The organism is Lysinibacillus sp. RU7, from assembly GCF_057837305.1.
Map to the genome: position 1 here is coordinate 53,132 of NZ_JBYQFK010000005.1, position 18,506 is coordinate 71,637.

Annotated in this window: 20 protein-coding genes and 2 riboswitches; of the genes, 1 reads left to right on the top strand and 19 read right to left on the bottom strand. The window is 38.6% G+C overall.

Annotated features, from left to right (window positions below; translation table 11 throughout):
- Positions 1-115: 115 nt before the first annotated feature.
- The 10 genes from AC3II9_RS05155 to AC3II9_RS05200 form a co-directional block, all read right to left on the bottom strand.
- Positions 116-970 (bottom strand): hypothetical protein, encoded by an 855-nt coding sequence (locus AC3II9_RS05155; protein ID WP_489153707.1) that lies wholly within the window; start codon positions 968-970, stop codon positions 116-118.
- Positions 957-1,454 carry an RNA polymerase sigma factor gene (locus AC3II9_RS05160; protein ID WP_489153709.1) on the bottom strand — a complete coding sequence of 166 codons (498 nt, stop codon included), beginning with the start codon at positions 1,452-1,454 and terminating at the stop codon, positions 957-959. Before AC3II9_RS05160 ends, AC3II9_RS05155 begins: the two co-directional genes overlap by 14 nt.
- A 135-nt stretch (positions 1,455-1,589) precedes the next feature.
- Complete coding sequence (locus AC3II9_RS05165) at positions 1,590-1,790, bottom strand: hypothetical protein (protein WP_489153711.1); 201 nt, start codon at positions 1,788-1,790, stop codon at positions 1,590-1,592.
- A 96-nt stretch (positions 1,791-1,886) separates the two neighbouring features.
- Entirely contained in the window at positions 1,887-2,870 is a 984-nt protein-coding gene (locus AC3II9_RS05170; protein ID WP_489153713.1) for a ring-cleaving dioxygenase, read from the bottom strand.
- A gap of 11 nt (positions 2,871-2,881) precedes the next feature.
- The gene (locus AC3II9_RS05175) at positions 2,882-3,316 is read right to left on the bottom strand and encodes a MarR family winged helix-turn-helix transcriptional regulator (RefSeq protein WP_489153715.1); all 435 of its coding nucleotides are present in this window, start codon (positions 3,314-3,316) and stop codon (positions 2,882-2,884) included.
- A 105-nt stretch (positions 3,317-3,421) separates the two neighbouring features.
- Positions 3,422-4,765 (bottom strand): amino acid permease, encoded by a 1,344-nt coding sequence (locus AC3II9_RS05180; protein ID WP_489153717.1) that lies wholly within the window; start codon positions 4,763-4,765, stop codon positions 3,422-3,424.
- A gap of 234 nt (positions 4,766-4,999) precedes the next feature.
- Positions 5,000-5,076, bottom strand: a riboswitch (glycine riboswitch).
- 261 nt (positions 5,077-5,337) lie between these two features.
- On the bottom strand, positions 5,338-5,931 hold the full coding sequence (locus AC3II9_RS05185) for a biotin transporter BioY (RefSeq protein WP_489153719.1): 594 nt from the start codon (positions 5,929-5,931) through the stop codon (positions 5,338-5,340).
- A gap of 216 nt (positions 5,932-6,147) precedes the next feature.
- Entirely contained in the window at positions 6,148-7,752 is a 1,605-nt protein-coding gene (abc-f, locus tag AC3II9_RS05190) for a ribosomal protection-like ABC-F family protein (protein ID WP_489153721.1), read from the bottom strand.
- 367 nt (positions 7,753-8,119) lie between these two features.
- Positions 8,120-8,560 (bottom strand): GNAT family N-acetyltransferase, encoded by a 441-nt coding sequence (locus AC3II9_RS05195; RefSeq protein ID WP_489153723.1) that lies wholly within the window; start codon positions 8,558-8,560, stop codon positions 8,120-8,122.
- Positions 8,561-8,747: 187 nt separating this feature from the next.
- Complete coding sequence (locus AC3II9_RS05200; protein ID WP_489153725.1) at positions 8,748-9,686, bottom strand: alpha/beta hydrolase; 939 nt, start codon at positions 9,684-9,686, stop codon at positions 8,748-8,750.
- A 396-nt stretch (positions 9,687-10,082) separates the two neighbouring features.
- Between AC3II9_RS05200 and AC3II9_RS05205 the strand changes: the two genes are divergently transcribed.
- Positions 10,083-10,211 (top strand): transposase, encoded by a 129-nt coding sequence (locus AC3II9_RS05205; RefSeq protein WP_489153930.1) that lies wholly within the window; start codon positions 10,083-10,085, stop codon positions 10,209-10,211.
- A 195-nt stretch (positions 10,212-10,406) separates the two neighbouring features.
- Here AC3II9_RS05205 and AC3II9_RS05210 read toward each other — a convergent pair whose 3' ends face one another.
- From AC3II9_RS05210 to AC3II9_RS05250, 9 genes are all read right to left on the bottom strand, one after another.
- Positions 10,407-11,333 (bottom strand): ABC transporter substrate-binding protein, encoded by a 927-nt coding sequence (locus AC3II9_RS05210; protein WP_489153932.1) that lies wholly within the window; start codon positions 11,331-11,333, stop codon positions 10,407-10,409.
- Between the two features lie 15 nt (positions 11,334-11,348).
- Positions 11,349-11,882, bottom strand: coding sequence for a hypothetical protein (locus AC3II9_RS05215; protein WP_489153727.1), 534 nt, complete (start codon positions 11,880-11,882; stop codon positions 11,349-11,351).
- Between the two features lie 2 nt (positions 11,883-11,884).
- Complete coding sequence (nrdF, locus tag AC3II9_RS05220) at positions 11,885-12,865, bottom strand: class 1b ribonucleoside-diphosphate reductase subunit beta (protein WP_391372635.1); 981 nt, start codon at positions 12,863-12,865, stop codon at positions 11,885-11,887.
- Positions 12,853-13,233, bottom strand: a complete 381-nt coding sequence (locus AC3II9_RS05225) for a hypothetical protein (protein WP_431030509.1) — start codon at positions 13,231-13,233, stop codon at positions 12,853-12,855. The genes nrdF and AC3II9_RS05225 overlap by 13 nt, the downstream gene beginning before the upstream one ends.
- A 333-nt stretch (positions 13,234-13,566) precedes the next feature.
- On the bottom strand, positions 13,567-15,309 hold the full coding sequence (nrdE, locus tag AC3II9_RS05230; protein ID WP_489153728.1) for a class 1b ribonucleoside-diphosphate reductase subunit alpha: 1,743 nt from the start codon (positions 15,307-15,309) through the stop codon (positions 13,567-13,569).
- Complete coding sequence (gene nrdI, locus AC3II9_RS05235; protein ID WP_489153730.1) at positions 15,284-15,673, bottom strand: class Ib ribonucleoside-diphosphate reductase assembly flavoprotein NrdI; 390 nt, start codon at positions 15,671-15,673, stop codon at positions 15,284-15,286. Before nrdI ends, nrdE begins: the two co-directional genes overlap by 26 nt.
- A complete protein-coding gene (locus tag AC3II9_RS05240; RefSeq protein WP_391372626.1) occupies positions 15,670-15,894 on the bottom strand; it encodes a glutaredoxin family protein in 225 nt (74 codons plus the stop codon). Before AC3II9_RS05240 ends, nrdI begins: the two co-directional genes overlap by 4 nt.
- 111 nt (positions 15,895-16,005) lie before the next feature.
- Positions 16,006-16,189: riboswitch (cobalamin riboswitch) on the bottom strand.
- Positions 16,190-16,427: 238 nt separating this feature from the next.
- Complete coding sequence (locus AC3II9_RS05245) at positions 16,428-17,645, bottom strand: CbiX/SirB N-terminal domain-containing protein (protein ID WP_489153731.1); 1,218 nt, start codon at positions 17,643-17,645, stop codon at positions 16,428-16,430.
- A complete protein-coding gene (locus AC3II9_RS05250; RefSeq protein WP_489153733.1) occupies positions 17,642-18,478 on the bottom strand; it encodes a class I SAM-dependent methyltransferase in 837 nt (278 codons plus the stop codon). Before AC3II9_RS05250 ends, AC3II9_RS05245 begins: the two co-directional genes overlap by 4 nt.
- Between the last annotated feature and the right edge of the window lie 28 nt (positions 18,479-18,506).

Below are 18,506 nucleotides of genomic sequence, written 5' to 3' on the forward strand. Positions count from 1 at the left end.
AAACACACAGAAAGCAAGTTGCGAAAATGATTTATGTGCTGAATGACTTAAAATAAGTACTGTTAAATGAGTAAAAGGGTGTTAGCGATTGTTAACACCCTCCTTTAGAAATATATTACAAGCTCATAATAACTATGATGACCCCAAGTAGTATGAGGAGCAGATTTATTTTTTCCGCTGTATAAAATAACGACGTTGGGAGTTGTAGCTTTAGGGCTCTCCAAGCTATATAAACCCAAGCAATGCAAACTATCAATAATATCGGTTGATACAGTGGACCGATATAAATATGCCACAGCACTGAACTACTAAAAATCCCGACAAACAATCCAACTAGTACATATGCGCCTTTAAAATGCTTCGGACGATGAAACCCCTTCTTTTTATACATACGATTTAATATCGCTCGGTGAATTAATACAATAAGCACGATCAATTGTGGCCAAATAGGTAATATATCTACACTATATAACTCGTTAAATACTTCGCTGTACTGTTCTGATTCCCCCGAATAATACAGTCCTGTCTCAACATCGAGCATATCATACTCAGACACTTGGTAACGATGTTGGACGCCATCATCTTGCACAACCACTACATCCGCAATATGACGCCCTAATTTACCTTGTTGTGTAAACTCTTCTTTTTTAATGGTAGCAAAAAATGCCTTTACCTCTTCATTTACCACACGGTCTACACCAATATAAAGCGTTGAGGCACGACCATAAAATGCATCTTCATCTCCGCCAAAATATTTATACACTTCTTGAATAGTACCTGTAGCTGTAGACTGTGATTGGGGAGGGATTATTAAAACAATCGCAAGTAGCACAATGCCTACAATCAATGCTAGCTCTTTCCAAATAGCATTACTCTTTTTTGGACGCTGAATCTGATGATACATCGCTCTTTTCATTCCTTCGTCCACAGGTAATTTTTCAAGCTCTTGTAATCGTTTATGCAAATCCATTTTCATCCCCCCTAAGTAACCGTTCTAATGCTTTCATTGCTGTACGCTGTGTATTAGCAACCTTCGTCGTGGACCAGCCTAAAATATGCGCCGTTTCTTCGATTGAAAGCTGTTCAATTTTTCGGTAAATTACGACTGCTCGGTGTTCTCTTTTTAATGTTTGTAGTGCAGCGTATAACATCGCTCGACTTTCTTCGTGCTCAATCCATGTATGTGGCACAAAACGTAGCTCGGTTTTCTCGTGCTTCGTCTGAAAAGGTAGCCAACGAATTAATGCCTTTCGCCTATAATGATCGACGACTAAATTTCTTGCAATTTGGTGTATGTATGTTGACAATGTCGCTTGTTGTTTAAAATTACCTTTATAAACACGTAAAAAGGTTTCTTGTGTTAAATCCTCTGCTAACGTCTCGTCATCTACCATGTAAAAAATCGTGCGATAAATCGAATGAAAATACCTTTCATACAACTCTTCAAAATCCACATCACTCACCTCTTTCTACATTAGACGAACAAACGACAAAAATTTGTATGTTTAAATACTATTTTTACACAAAAAGAAAAGAGTACCAATAATATCGCTATTATTGATACTCCATTCACTAGATTTACATCTTTATTATTTCGCCATCACGAACACGCCGATTATATATGTGCATTTTAATGTTCCAGCATAATGGTAGTGTTTTGCTCGTACGGGGATCTTTAGACCGGAGCCAGCGATATTTTGCTCGTATACGGTAGCTTTTAGACCGTTCACTGCCGGCTTTTGCTCGAATACGGCAAGGTTTAGACCAAATGCAGCAAGTCGTGTTTCCATCATTGCCCCAATTAAAAATACTTCGACGATTAAACTAAAGAATCTTACTACGGACGATAGAATATCTATGACCATCACATGACGAATGACATATAACTACTCATATTCTTTTTCAAATTGGATTGTGCTACGTACTGTATCAATTGGGCGCACTAATTGCTCAATTTGTGCACGCTTTCCTTCAAAAAATGGTGGTAAAGATAGTTTCTCACCCAATGTTTCATACGGCTCATCTCCCATAAATCCTGGCCCGTCTGTCGCTAGTTCAAATAAAATTTGCGGAGCCACTCTTGTATAGAGCGAACCAAAGAAATAACGATCCACAAATCCGGATGTTTGGAAACCAAAAGCTTCAATCCGCTCTTGCCATGCCGCTAATGCCTCTTTGTCCTCCACGCGAAACGCTACGTGATGCACTGTGCCATAACCTTGTCTGCCAGTTGGACTTGTTTCATCGTGAATGATGATAACACTTGCACCGTTCCCGCCTTCCGCTACTTCAAATAAATGTGCATTTCCATCACTTGCTGTTAACGTAAATTGGAAGACACGTTCAAGCACTTGCTGGAAGAAATCAAAGTCGGCAATACGAATTGTGACTGGACCAAGCCCCGTAATCGCATATTCAAGTGGAATCGGACCTTTTTGCCACGGCGTACCTGAAGCAACCCCTTGATTGTGTTCATCTGAAATTAATTGATATTGTTGGTTATCAAAATCAACAAACGGTAATATTTTTTTGCCAAACTGCTCTTGGATTCCTTCATGCTTCACATTTAATCGTGTAAAGCGCTTTTCCCAATAGGCTAATGCTTCATCATTTGGTACACGAAATGCAGTAATTGCAATTTCATTTGTTCCATGCTGTCCTTTCGGGATACCTGGGAAATCAAAAAACGTAACGTCTGTTCCTGCTGCCCCTTTATCATCCGCGAAAAATAAATGATATGTTTGAATATCATCTTGATTGACTGTTTTTTTCACTAAACGCATGCCGAGTACATACGTAAAAAATCGATAGTTTTCCTCTGCGCTACTTGTAATCGCTGTTACATGGTGAATTCCTTTTAATACTTCCATCTGAATACCTCCTAGTTGTTTTCCGCCGCTAAGCCGATTGTTTTGAGATGTTGAGTCATCTGTTCTACTTCCTCATTCGATAAGCACGAAAATAGCTCTATCATCTTTTGTTCGTGGGCAGGGAAGATCTCCTTCATGAATGTCTCCCCTTCAGCTGTGATGCCTGTATAAATGACGCGGCGATCATCGGGGCAGCCACGTCGCTTCACATACCCCTTTTGCTCCAGTTTATCAATGACATACGTAATACTACTGCTCGCGATTAAAATCTTGTGCCCAATCACTTGAATCGGCTGTTCCCCTTTATGATATAGAAATTCAAGTACGGCAAATTCCGTTGCATTTAACTGATATTGTGCCATATCTTTTTTCAATAAATCCTCTAAAGACCTCGAGGCTCGAAGTAACACAGTAATCGCATGTAACACCTGATTGCGCTGTTCCATCCTTGCACCTCTTTTATTTCAAATTCAATTATCTCTAATTCGAGATAATAATAACATAACCATTCCCTATCGTCTAGAAATCTGTTTAAACGTATAAAAAAGCACTCATGACTGAGCGCTTTTTTTCATTCGAATACGATATAAGATGATTAATAAAATAAACCAAACAGGTGTCAGTAACAATGCTGTTCGTGTCGCTTCTGCATATAACATAATGCCTAATAAAAATACAAAGAATGCAAGTACGACATAGTTTATAAATGGTGTAAACGGTGCTTTAAATGTGGATGCTTCATGTAATGCACGATTTTTCTTTTTATAAATAATGTGTGAAATTAAAATAATGCTCCATACCCAAATAAAACAGATGGCACTAATTGTCGTCACCAAACTAAATGCATCATCCGGCATTAACTTACTTAGTAATGCCCCTACTGATACGACAATCGTTGAGACGATTAATGCATGTTGCGGTACACTTTGTTTATTTAACTTCGCAAATTTTGCACTCGCTTGATTGTTTGAACCTAAATTAAATAACATACGGCTCGTTGAGAACATCCCTGAGTTCCCTGCTGATGCAGCAGAAGTCATTACAACAAAGTTAATAATACCCGCTGCAATGGGAATACCTGCTAATGTAAATACTTGTACAAACGGCGAACTATCGGCTGTCATCGTATTCCAAGGGTTGATGGCTAAAATAACAAATAGCGCCCCTACATAGAATAATAAAATACGTACAGGAATTTTATTAATCGCAGATGGAATGTTTTTCTTCGGATCGGCTGTTTCAGCAGCTGTTACCCCAACGAGTTCCACCCCAACAAAGGCAAAGACAACCATTTGGAATGCGAGTAAAAATCCGCTAACGCCATTCGGGAACAATCCACCATGTGCCCATAAGTTTGACACACTTGCTGTACCTGCATCTGTTTGCAAGCCGGTTACAATCATATATAACCCGATGACAATCATCGCAACAATTGTCACCACTTTAATAAGTGAAAACCAAAACTCTAATTCACCAAATAGTTTTACAGTTAATAAATTTAAAGCAAGCAATACGACAACACAAAGAAGCGCTGGTACCCACTGCGGAATATCAAACCAGTATTGTGCATAAATACCTACAGCAATAATGTCTGCCATTGCCGTCATAATCCAACAAAACCAATAGGTCCAACCTGTTACATACCCTGCCCACGGTCCAATATATTCTGTCGCAAAATCGGTAAATGTTGTGTATCCTGCATTTGACAATAATAATTCACCGAGTGCACGCATCACAAAAAATAATGCAATCCCAACAATTAAATAGGCAAAGATAATACTTGGTCCTGCAAGTGCTATTGCCTTACCAGAACCTAAAAATAGACCTGTACCAATCGTACCGCCAATCGCAATAAGCTGTACGTGGCGGTTTTTTAAATCTCGCTTTAATTCCATGCTGATTCCCCCAAGTTGTACTTTTGAAACAACATATTCGCGAGTTCACTTACGACAATTTTATAAGCTTATATGCTATAAAACACAAAAGAGACTAGTGGCAAATAGCACTAGTCTCATTAAACGTAAGAATAACAAAAAAATTCGACATGTTAAAGCTATAAATCGACATTGACAAAAAATCGTCAAATTTACGTGTAACATGTAAACCATTCAGCTAAAATAGCTGATCTTTATTACCCTTCTGTCCTTTTGCCTGAGATAGTGAACCCTTCGGCGACGCTTTATGCGTTCTCTCCAGAAAATGCTCCTGCTATAGTGTGATCCATAGCATTCAACGCGTTGTATATGCCTTGTTCTTCACAAGGTGATGTTATTTCAAGATAGTTACTATCTTAACAGGAAGGGATGAATTATGCAATATAATATTATTTCAGAATATTCTTTCTATAGAGATATTCTACATAAAAAAGAAAAACTCTCGAACGAAAGCACGTTAATGAGCAATACCCATTTTGTAAAAATAATAAAATCCAGTACCTTGCAGAACAGGTAACTGGATTTCGCTATTTCTATTTAATTGGAATAAATTTCAATGTTTTCTGAATACGATAAGCAAAGAAACCTGCAAAAATGGCTAAAACGATATCTTTTGGCATTGGCGGAATCATCCAAGCCCACGCCATTTTGTATGAGAATCCTTCTGGTGCCCCCGCCCATAATGTATAAGCATAGTACATCCAGTTTGTCCCAATTACATAGTTTACAGCCATTGCTAGTAAAGCTGCAACAACATAAGACGTAAATGTTTGGAAACGCTCCACAATCCAGCCCGCTATAAATGCACTTAAAATAAATGTTACCACAAATCCGAATGTTGGCAATAGAACAGCTGAGAAGCCACCACTAAATTTTGCAAAGACTGGCGCACCTGCAAGACCAACCAACATATAAACTGTACAAGCAATCGCCCCTTTTCTGCTACCAAGCACAAGACCCGCAAGAATCGCAAAAAATGTTTGTAGTGTAATCGGTACACCACCGATTACTAAAAACGGCGCAAATGCTGTAATATTGGCACCGATCATCATTAGCGTCGCAAATAATCCGCTATGCACTAAATCAATGACGCGCCACTTTGGTAAAGGTTTTGATACTGTTTCCACAAAAGACACTCCTATCAATCAATGAAATCGTATATAGGTGGAAAAAAAGAATCATATAATGACTAAAAAATCACCTATATCGCATAGAATTTATAAGTTAACCTTAGAATTTTTTATGTTAACAAAAATATTAAAGAATATACGTTTTTATGTCAACTGTTTTTTTATTATAGTTAACTAAAATAGTAGAAGTGACAATTGCCACTTCTACTATTTTTACTCTTTTATTTTCTTTAACTCTGTTACGATTTCATTAAAACGCTGATCTAACTGGGCATATTCCGGATGATTCGTCGTCATAAACGATAATTTCCCTAGTATCTCTTGCTGTTCGTTTAATAGCTGCAGCCGCCTTGCCTCACCTGTACCTACCTTTTGGACTGCCGTGGGTACTTTTATTTGACCATTTTTTATTTCCCACGTTTTATTCGTTATTTTTCCGATAAAATAATGGTCATGTGAGACAACAAGCAATGAACCATTATAATCCAGTAATGTTTTTTCAAGCTGTTCACGTGATGGCAAGTCTAAATGATTGGTCGGTTCATCAAGTATAAGCAAATCTTTTTGCTCCAAAATGTATTGCATCAGCTTACATTTCACACGCTCGCCCATGCTCATACTGTCAAAAGGCTGTGCCCACTGTACACTTGTAAAGCCAAGGCGTTTCATTAAATGTTGTACTTTTCCACGCCCTTCAAATGTCGGTTGATAGAAAAACTGCTGCGGCGTTTGATCTAGTGGCAAATCAAATACATTTTGTGTTAAATAACCGATTTGTGCCGTTGGTGAAAGCCAAATCTCCCCTTCAGCCGATTCAAGCCCCATCAGTATATTGAGTAATGTCGTTTTCCCTGCCCCGTTTGGACCAACGAGCGCAATTTTATCACCTGTAAGCATTGTTACACTCACACGCTTTAATAAGTGATGGTTGCTATAGCGTTTACTAACATTTTTTAGCTCCATTAATCGCTTACCGCGCTTTCTACTTTGCGGAATTGAAAAATCAACCGTATATTCCTCTTTTACTGCCTCTACTTGATGCTTATCAAGCTCTTTTTCTAACCATTTACGTTTGGACTTTACTTGCGCATCCATCCGCTTTGCCTTGACACGATAAAACTCTTTGAAACCTTCCTGCTTCGTTGATTGCCGATGTGCTTTTTCTGACCAAGATGCTAAATTAGCTAGTTGTTGCTCGACGCGTTTCATTTCCTTTTGCTGCACCTCATATTGATGCTGTTGCGCCTTCCGCTGTTCATTTCGCTGCTTTTGATAAGTCGTATAGTTCCCTTGATACGGCGTTATTCGCTCATCTTCAATGGCCCAAATCGTTGTCGCCACTTCGTCTAAAAAGTAGCGATCATGCGAGACAATCACGACAGCACCTTGATAATTTTTGATTTCTTCTACAAGTAGCGGTAACGACTGTGCATCTAAATGATTTGTCGGCTCATCTAATAATAAAATATGTGCATTTGCTTGAAATCCTTGCATTAATCGTAGCTTCAACTTCTCCCCACCACTCAAGTTTTCATAAGAAGCATTCGGAATGGACCATAGCGGCTTTATTTGTTCAGCTGAAAAGTGCGCTGCTTCCTGCTTGACATAGGCAATTTCGATTGGCTGTAGATGTTGAATCGTCCCGTTTGATGGTTTTATATTTTGAGCAATGACCTCAAGCAGTGTCGATTTCCCCGCTCCATTTTTCCCAATAATACCGATTACTTCTTTTTCTTTAATCGTTAACGTGATTTCTTTCAGAAGCGGTTGCTCTTGAATCGAAATCATGACATTGTTCAGCTTTAATAACTCTTTCATATAAAACCCTCCTAAGCTTGGGAGGAACAAAAAAATCCTCCCAAATTGAATTGGAAGGATTAATCTACAGCATACACAAATACACTTATCCCTTTAAAGATAAGCTACGTTATTTATGAAAATGGGCAGACTAATCCTATTGTTTGTTGAATCGACTGTTCGATTTGGTCCAAAAAATAAGATTAGTTTAACATCGGCCACCCATCTTCCCTTCATTGTTTGTTAGTTTCACTATAGCATAGCGATTTTTCGCTAGTCAAAGTTTTTCATAGCCCACTTTTCGGAAACCTAGCCTTTTTGGAATGGTTTGACTTTTCTGATTATCTGCCACTATCCGAATTTCTATGCGGTTAAGTTATAAATTAACCTACCAATATTTAACATAATGTAAGACGCTATCTTCTATATGCATTCCGACTTTTTCATAAAGTTTTTGCGCATTGACATTGGAGATTGCTGTTTCTAATGTCATATAACGTGCATTTTGCGCCTCACAAAAAGTATAGCATCGTTCAATGAGCGCTTGTGCTACGCCTTTTTGCCGAGCAATTGGACTTACGTATAAATCATTTAAAATATACGCTCGCTTTAGCCCAACTGTAGAAAATGTAGGATAAAGCTGAACAAATCCAACCGTTACATGTTCAATCATTGCAATAAATACTATAGAATCTTTGTTTACCAAGCGCTGTTGTAAAAAATGCTTCGCTGCTGCTATATCACTTGGTTGTTCATAAAACTGGCGATATTCATCGAGCAACTTGCTTGTTTCTTCTAAACGATTTTCCGTCAATTGTTCAATTTCCATGTTCCTCTTCCCTTCTATATAGTGAATGTTTTTGACTAAGGTTCCATTTCCCTTCTACTCTACTAATCTGAATTTCAAAGCTAATAAGTGTAACGCTGATAACTTTGTTTGAACACTTCTTCTTAAACCGCACCGTTAGTACAACTAAGAAAAAAAGGTATACATAAGAGTTAAATATTCGCTCATATTAACGATTTAAACTTTCTATAAACGCTTCTGATTCCTCAGCTATTCGCTCATAGTCAATACTATGAACATAGTGAGAGGAATCTAACTCAATTAATTTACCATTAGAAATCATACTCATAAAATCATGTTGAATTCCATTCCATGTTTTATTATCGAAACCTGTTCCCTCACCATTGGATGAAAACAAAAGTATAGGAATGTTCGGCATTCCAACTTTTTTGACTTTTTGTGCATTTACTTTTATATTATTTATTTCATTGATCATATCTTTAGTCAATGTTCTTCGATAAAAAATTACTTTATACAACTTTTTCTCTTTATCTGTTAAATTTCCATATTTTACTGCGGCACTTTCTGATAGATTTGGCATCCACCTGGTTAAACCAATATTTGCAGCTAAAGCACCTAATCGAATCAGGAACATATTGATATCTAAATCTTCATATGCAGCTGGAACAGCCATATCTAATCCAATGATAGCTTTTATTTCATTAGGGTAGTCTTGCGCCCATTTCAAAGCTTCAATGCCAGACATAGAATGAGGAAATAAAATATATGGGCCTTCAACTCCTAATTTAAAAAGAGCTTCTTTTGTTTCAGCTAGAATTGTATCAATGTCGCGATCAGTATCTGTGACTTCGCTAAATCCATAGCCTGCCTTTTCAATAACAACAATTTTATATTGATTGCTTAACAAGGAATAAAGTGATTTAAAATCTAATGCAGGTGAACTCGTGCCACCACCAGACATAAAAACAAGCGTTTCTTCTCCTTTTCCTTCTATATAAACGTGCATTTGATGACCATTAACCTCTACAAGTTGCCCAGTTGGAACAAATAATTCTTCTTCTTTTGACAATTGTATTTTATGATTAATAAAGCTCACAGAAAGAATCAACACAACAAACCAAATAATAACTGTAAATATTATCAACATAATACGTTTAAATCCTCTTTTCGTATTTCTCAGCTATATTCTAGCTCTCCACGATAATACAACCTTCACTCTCTATTAATTCAATAATTTTACATTTAACTATAAAAGAGAAGCGAAAACTCACGTATTGTAATACTTGTTGAATAGACAAAACACGAAAGGAGCTTTCACTTTGTACCCCAAGTTTATCAAAACGCCATTATCTTTACCATCTTTTTCAAATTCCCTTTTCCATCTGATGAAGAACATGGATTTGTGGCACAGTAGCACCACGAAGGTTTTCATGCAAAACATATTTATCAAACATTGAATCCTCTGAGATATGTGTTGAAAGCGACAACGATGACACAGGCAAAACGACGATTAACAGTATAGGTTAAATGCTTTCAATTTCATCTGTGTGGTGCCGTTTCTAAAATTGAAAAAACGTTACTGGATACCATTCTTTCCCCGCTATCAAATGGCTTTATGGAAGGCACGAACAATAAAATTAAACTCATCAAAACACGGGGTTTTGGCTATTGAAATAAAGACCGTTTATTTCGTCGTTTATGTTTGGAAACAGATCGCTAATTTTGCAACTTTTGGTGATGAGTCAAATGGATAAAGGTAAAATTAAAAATGAGTCCGGTACCTACCATACCGAACTCATTTTAAGCATGCTATCTAATGAAATAACCTTGTATAATTTTTAAGGTCACTTCCTAAAGTGCTTTATCTCTATTTAAATAACTCAGGATATGCCGTTTTTGCCACAAGCTCTACTGCTTCACCGATACGTGGACCTGGGCGACCCGTTATATCCGCGTCAATTTTGAATACGAGGTCGTTTTGCACCGCTTGGATTTGATCCCAGCTTGCGCGCGCTTTAATTTCAGCAACTGGGTCCTCTGTGTAGTATACCGTTGTGAAAATTTGCTCAGGATTACGTGCAATGACATCTTCTGTTGCCACGCTAAACCAGTCTTTTTGCTGATCAGCAAAAATATTTTCTACACCTGCTGCGTCCAAAATTTCTTGTTGGAATGTTTTGCTACCTGTTGTCCAAATATCTGGCGCAGGTGCAATTTCAAAGTAAATTTTCGATTTTACTACATCTACTGTTTTTTCTTGTACTTCAGAAATTTTCACTTTAATATCTTCTACTACTTGGTCGGCCACTGTAGCTTGCCCCACAACATCACCAAGCTGTTCAATATCACCATAAACATCCTCAAATGATGTGGCAGATGAAATAACAAATACTTTCACCCCTGCTGCTTCTAGCTGTTCTACTTGTGCTTCGTCACCAATTGTGTACGCAATAACGACATCTGGATTCATCTCGATAATACGTTCAGCATTAAATACGTAAGAATCCGATACACGCTCAATATCTTTAGCGGCTTCTGGATAATTATCGTAGTCTGTTGCCCCGATGATTTGATCCCCTACACCAAGCGCAAATAAAATTTCAGTGTTACTTGGTTGTAATGACACAATTGTTTCAGGTACTTGTTCAAATGATACTTCCTTGCCGCGGTCATCCACAACTGTATATGGTCCAGATTCTTCTGGTGCAGGTGCTGCTCCTGATGTTGACACTTCTTCTTTAGCGCCACAAGCTGCTAATAAAAGTGCTGCTGCAAGTGGTGCTACATATTTCATTTTATACTTCACTGTTTATCCCTCAATTTTCCCATATGATTTTGATTTAAATGGTATTTCCTCTACACCATGAATTGTATTAACTTCCACAGCTAGTACGAAAAATACATTCGCTAGTAGTCCTAAAAATTGAAACAATATTTCTTGGACTTCGCGCTCTTCACTCACTTTATGGAGTGCACGGTACGATTTCTTTGCTTCGCTTCGGCAAATATGTAATACTGTTGCGCCTGGATGCCCTTGCGGTAGTACAAACTGTTGAATCGTTTCTCCTGCTCTGTCCACAAATTCATCATAAATACCATCTAGCCATGCTAAATCCTCTGCTGTAATGGCCAATCTGCCTCGAACAGAGCCGTTCACATGATAGGCTAACGGTTGAATTTGTCGTAAAATCGCTATAACTTCCGCATTTTTTTCCGATTCTTCTAATATAGCAATCGCGTCTCCGATACGTGTTGTGAGCGAATCAGTGCGAATTTCATAATCGACTAAGCAGCTTTTTTCACGCATAAATGGATAGCATGAATAACGCCAATCTTTTGCCATCCTTATTCCTTCTTCCTTGCTTCAAAATTAAATGTGTCATCTGTGATTGGCGCTACCTTCGCTACTGCATATGTTGCGCCCTTCTGCGAGAAGAAGTCGTACGTTGAGCCTTCGTTGCGAATACCATTCATAACGATTGGATTAACCTCTTCCTCAGGGAACATCGCATCAAAGCCCACATTCATTAACGCTTTATTCGCATTGTAGCGAACGTACGCCCTTACCTCTGGTGAAAGACCCGTTTCCGCGTAGACATCATCTGTATATTTCATTTCATTTTGATATAAATCAAGTAAAAACTCATAGCCCCATAGCTTTAAAGCGTCTTGCTGTTCTTGGCTAAACTGCTTAAATAAGTTTTGGGCAAAGAAACCAACTGCGACACCGTGAATGGACTCATCACGTAAAATTAACGAAATCACTTCCGCGCTATTACGTAAGAACCCTTGTCCTCCTAAATACAATGGGTAAAAGAAACCTGAGTAAAATAGGAACGATTCGAGCATAACCGACGCATACATCGCCTTCCAAAGCGACTCTGGATTATCTTCTTCAATCGCCTGGTACACTTCGCTAATACGGTTTGCTTTATATTGAAGAAACTCATTTTTTTTGACCCATTCAAACACTTCATCGATTTCGCTATTTGTACAAAGCGTCGTAAAAATATACGAATACGACTTAGCATGAATCGCCTCAAAGGCACCAAACACTGTTAGTACAGCCTTCTCCTGTAAATCAGGCGTAAACTTGGCAATCTCGTTCATGCCAATATTTGTTTGTACGGTATCAAGTAATGTCAGCCCACCAAATACTTTTTTATACGTATCTTGGTGTTCAAAGCTTTGCCACTGCTTGACATCTTTTGAAACCGCAATTTCTTCTGGAAACCAAATTTGCTTCCACTGCTGATCCCAAAAAACTTGCGCTAAATCACTTGTCGGCTTATTCCAGTTGACCGCCTCAAAAGTTAAATTTGACATGCCACACACTCCTCCAAGCTTTGTAAACGCTGACGCACATAATAAACGGATTTAATGCCTTTCATCCAAGCATAAATATACACTTTGGCAAGTTGCTCTGTTGTCCATGCATCTGTTACATAAAGTGTCATCGAAATGCCTTGGTCAACATGTTGCTGTGCTGCTGCGTATAAGTCTATTAAATCGTACGGATTGACATCGTATGCTTCTGTATATAAATGCTCGTTATCATTTGTTAAAAACGGCATCGGATAAATCGTACGGCTATCTGCATAATCACGAATTTCCACGCGTTCCGTAATCGGACTAATGCTAGCCGTGCACGAGCGGATATAGGAAATACTCCATTTTGTTACTCTCGTATAGATACGATGGGTGAGTCGTTACTGTTTTCCGCTCACCTCTCTAAGTTTCCTTAGAGTGCAGACTATATCTTAATCTCAAAATAAACTTCAATACAGTTTAAACATTCTTTTTTCATATTTTGAGATTCCTCCCACTTAGTCGTTGAACGTTCATCTTACTATTATAAGATGCTTCGCTGCGGATTTCCCATTGTTACATACTTCTCTCTTTTACTTTACCTAAGTGGTTAGCTTAGCCATCATATATATCACTATTATGATTTAGTGTAGAAGTCTTTAGGGATTCCCCGTCAATTCGAGAGGTTATCGATACTCATCACTGAATAAAGGGGCAATTTATTTACCCGTTGGAGCAACCGCAAGTCGGTAAGCATGGAACAAACCATACTGCTCTACTTGCTGCTGAAGTTCCTGCCACATTTCCTTTGTAATGAACGGCACATTACCTAACGCTTTTTTCGCGCTATCCGATAATTGCGACAACTCTTTGTTCGTATACGGTTTGAAATATTCACCATTCGCGTAATCACTATCCGCAAATCGGTAAAATGTTTGGCCTGTTTCCTTTGCAATTTCCATTGATGATTTCAAACTAAAGTAATTGATCGCTTCCATAAAATGATCCATAAATTCGATGGATTCCTCTGAGCCATAACGAATCCCTTCTGTCGCGAGATGACCGTGTAAATTCATGACACCTAATCCAATTGAATGCATACGTTCATTTGCCTTTGCGACAGATGGTACATTTTTAATGTAGGTCATTTTCGATACATTCGTCAGTAAACGTACCGCTGTATCTACGAGCACATCAAAATCTTGTACTTTCGTCGCTTTGTAAATATCAATCGAGCCTAAATTACACGACACATCCATGCCGTATTCATTCGGCTGATCTTGATCGGTAATCACACTCGTTTCCTGAAATTGTAAAATTTCTGTACACAAATTAGACATTTTGACACGCCCGATGTTTTTTAACGGATGGGCATTGTTCACATTATCATCAAAGATTTCAAACGGATAACCCGATTCAAACTGCGCTTTTTTCACTTCTGTATAAAGCTTTCTCGCATTCAATCTCTTCAATTTACGAATATTCGGATTATCGAGTAGCTCATAATACATCTCTGAAATTGATATTTCAGACATCCGCTTGCCATATTCCTTATAAATATCGTAACTGCTAAATAGAACGATATCTTTGTCTCTTCGCATTAACTCAAAGAAAATGCTTGGAATAATAATGCCTGTGGATAATGTCGCAAGCCGAATTTTATCATCAGCATTTGGTTTTTTTGATGAAATAAAGCTTTCGATATCGCCATGGAAAATATTTAAATACACAACACCTGATCCGTTACGTTGTCCGAGTTGATTGGAGTAGCTGAACGAGTTTTCAAGTAACTTCGCAACCGGCATGACACCACTTGCTCGGTTCAGTATTCCTTTTATCGGATCACCGAGTGGGCGTAAATCTGTCAAGTTCACACCAACACCACCACCAAGGCGGGAAAGCTCTAAACAGTAGCCGATATTTTCAGCAATGGAGTTCATCGTATCGTCCATCGTTAGCTTAAAGCAGCTTACTAGCTCACCGCGTGCTTTTTTTCCGCTATTAAGCGCTGTTGGGGTAGCTGGTTGGTATGCTTCCATTATCGCTTCCACCGCGCGCTCTGCTAACTGCTCATCACCTTGTGCTAAATACAGCGCAATAATAACGATTCGGTCCTCATACTTTTCTAAAATCTCTTTGCCATCGCGACTTTTCATCGCATAGCTTTCATAAAATTTACTTGCACTCATGAAAGACGGGAAACGAAAATGATACGCATACGCCTTTTTGTATAAACGCTTAATGAAGTCAAATGAGTACATATCTAAAAATGCTGGCTCATAATAGCCTTCATCCACTAAATAGCGCAGCTTTTCCTCTAAATCAATGAAATAACGCATACGTACATTGACATCTTCTAAAAAGTAGCGTCTCGTTGCCTCTAAGTCCTTCACTAAATCGAGCTCGCCTGTTGCGCGATAACGATTAAGCACCTCATTATTTAATTTCAAATACTGCTTCATGCTGTCCCTCCTGTATATGCTCATAGTAAAATGCTTGAATTGCCGCATAATCCTTCGCTGTGCCACGCAAATCTAATTTACATACAAGTGGAATGTTATACAGCGCGGCTAATTTATCGCCTGCTTGTCCAAACACTTGATGACCAAAATTGCTATTCCCACTGACAATGACCCCTCTACAAAGCTTGTAATGTTGTTTCATAAACCGTTCTACTCGTACGGGAATATCGCCTAAACCGTCTGTATATGTAAATAATAAAAAGGGTGTTGTTAGTTGTTGTACTTCATTCATTTCAATGTTTGGTAGTTGTAAAGTTTGTGTCACATAGCGTACGTTTCCTGTGCGACTTGCATATACAATCATGCTTGCATCGCTTCAATTTTCGAGAGGATGTTTGGAATATCCCCGATCAGTTCACCGTTCACTTCTAAAATCGGTACAGAGGAGAAACCTGCCTGCTGTATTTTCTCCATAGCAGCTGTGTCATGATCAATATTAATCCAATCTGCTGATAACCCTGCCTGTTGTAGTTCTGATTTCACCCATAAACATTTTGGGCAAATTGTTTTTGTATATAGTTTCATACTATTCTTCCTTTCTCATATAAAATAAAAAAAGCTACCTAACAATGAGGTAGCTTGAAATGGAAACGTCAAAAAAAGAGTCCGCCTCCATTTCCTATCCCCCGAAGAAATGTACAGTCGTCTAGGTAGGCAGGTCTCCTGGCTTTGCTTCATCCTTTGACGCTCCTTCCCATACAAAATGTACAGTGGATTGTTTCGTCATCGTCAGCATTTACAGTTGCGGGGACAGCGACGGATTTACACCGTTCTTCCCTTTTAAACTACATATAGTAGTACCCTCACTAGAACTAACACAATATATTGTTTTATTTCAACAGAACTTAGTATAGCATGTCTTGAAATGTTCTGCAAAGCTATTTTTGAAATTGCTTACAAAGTTTGATTTCATTCGGTTATTTTTAGCTAATAAGTAGCGCAAAATCACACTATTTCTTTATTCGCAAAATTTATCAGAAGGTATTTTACTGCACACGAAAGGAGGCTTGTCCAATAAGTGAATAAGCCCCCTCTATAAACATCGTAAGCATTCTTTTTTAATGATGATGGTGGTGATGCTCATATCCATGCTCTTCTGCATATTTTCTAAAGTTCTCTAAATCTTGCATCCCTGTCGATGACCCATTCATCGCTTGCTCGGCACGTTCGACAAGGACATGTTGTAACTTTGGATGATAGCCAAAATAATTGGCAATTTGAATGTCAACCTCTGGATAGGTCACTTGGTAGTTATCACGCATTTTGTACATGCGCTTCATTAAAATACCTGTAAATAGGAAGTATGGCAGCATAATGATTTTTTTCGCTCCAAACTTCACACAGCGCTCGATGCCCTCGTCAACTGTTGGCGTTGCGACACCCATAAACGCACTTTCTACCCAAGGAACGTCAAGCTTTTCCCAAAGTAAACGTGAAATTTTATAGAAATCCCCGTTCGCTTCTTCATCGCTTCCACCACGTCCTACCAATAAGATGGCTGTATCTTCATGTTTTTGATATGGGTCAAAGCCAATTTCTTTTAACCGTTCCAATAAAATTTCAAAAATTCCCGCATGAATCCCAATCGTTTGCCCGTACGTGAAGGTGATGCCTGGGAATTGTTCTCTTGCATGCTCAATCTCTGCTGGGATGTGCATTTTAGAATGTCCCGCATGGAGTAGCATGATGGGAATCACATGAATCTCCTCTGCGCCCTTTTCAACACAAAGCTCGATCCCGTCTTCAATATTCGGTGAAGCGAATTCTAAAAAGCATGTTTCTACTAAAATAGCAGGGTCGATTAAGTAGGTTGTACGTTCTATAAACTCACGCACTTCATCATTTCCAGCTTCTACTCTGCTGCCATGTCCAACAAATAATATCGCTTTTTTTGTCGCACTGGATTTTTCTTTTCGTTTTAATACTTTCGTTTTCGATATACCTTTTGTAAAAGTTGGCGTTGCTTGTGCTAAACCATCTTGCGTCATATTGTAAATCATGTGCTGATCTTCCACTTGACCTGTTACAATATCTCGTCCTACTTGCTCATCTTGTACGCTATACCATTTTCCTTCTGGATAGGAAATAACGACGCATTTATCCTTACAACGGCCGTTACAGCGTGTACGTGATGTATGGATCATTTCATCTAGATTGTTTTTTGTAATTTCATCTCGGATCGCAAGTGTCACTTCTTCAGCACCTGCGCCCATACACGTACTACCGTTACAAATTAATAAATGACGTTGCATTCCTTGTAAGTTCCATGTTGTCATGTTGTCAGCTCCTTTTTTGGCTCCCACGAAATGACCGCGGCATAAAATGTATGACGATAATGTACTCCGTCTGCATCCTGCTCAATAAACGGCGCTAATGACTCGAGTACATGCTCCGCTGAAAAGTCCGTGTCGATAATTTTTTTACTTTGTGCAGCAACTAGCGCTTCCATTGTCGGATAATGATACGTACGCTCCAGTTGAATCATTTCGCAATCAGCATAAATTTCAAGCTGATATAGCATATTTAAAATTTCAATATAGTCGCGGCGTGGGTATTTAATGGAGTAGCCGTATTTTTCATCTAATATTTTGTAATGCGGTTGAATCGGCCCTGTTGTCAGCCCGATAATTGCTCGTTTTTTTGCTAATGCATTCATTTTCTTTAGCGTGTCGAGCATCTGATACATGCGGTAAAAACAGTTCACGCCTAACACGACATCATGTTGCTCTAGCGCTACTTCTTCCCATTTCCCCTGCATAAATGACACATGGTTAGCCTCTTCAAAGTATTGTGCTAAATAAGAAAGCACACTTTTAGAACCGTCCACACATGTTAATTTGGCTACATCCTCCGCTAGTGGAAATGTATAATTTCCCCATCCAGGACCAATTTCAATCACAGAATCTTCCTGTCCAATATACTTTTTCATCACCTTATAAATCGGTACGGCATGGGCTTCGGTTTGCTTGTATGATTTTTTTTGCATCGACTGTGCCCAAAAGGCTTCCTCTAGCGAATCATCTACCATTCGCTCTGGCATATTACCATGCCAATCAAGCATCCCTTCCTGCCATAGCTTTTCAAAATCAATTGCTAATGGTCCTTTCAACTTATTCCCTCCTCTAATAAAAAAGAGA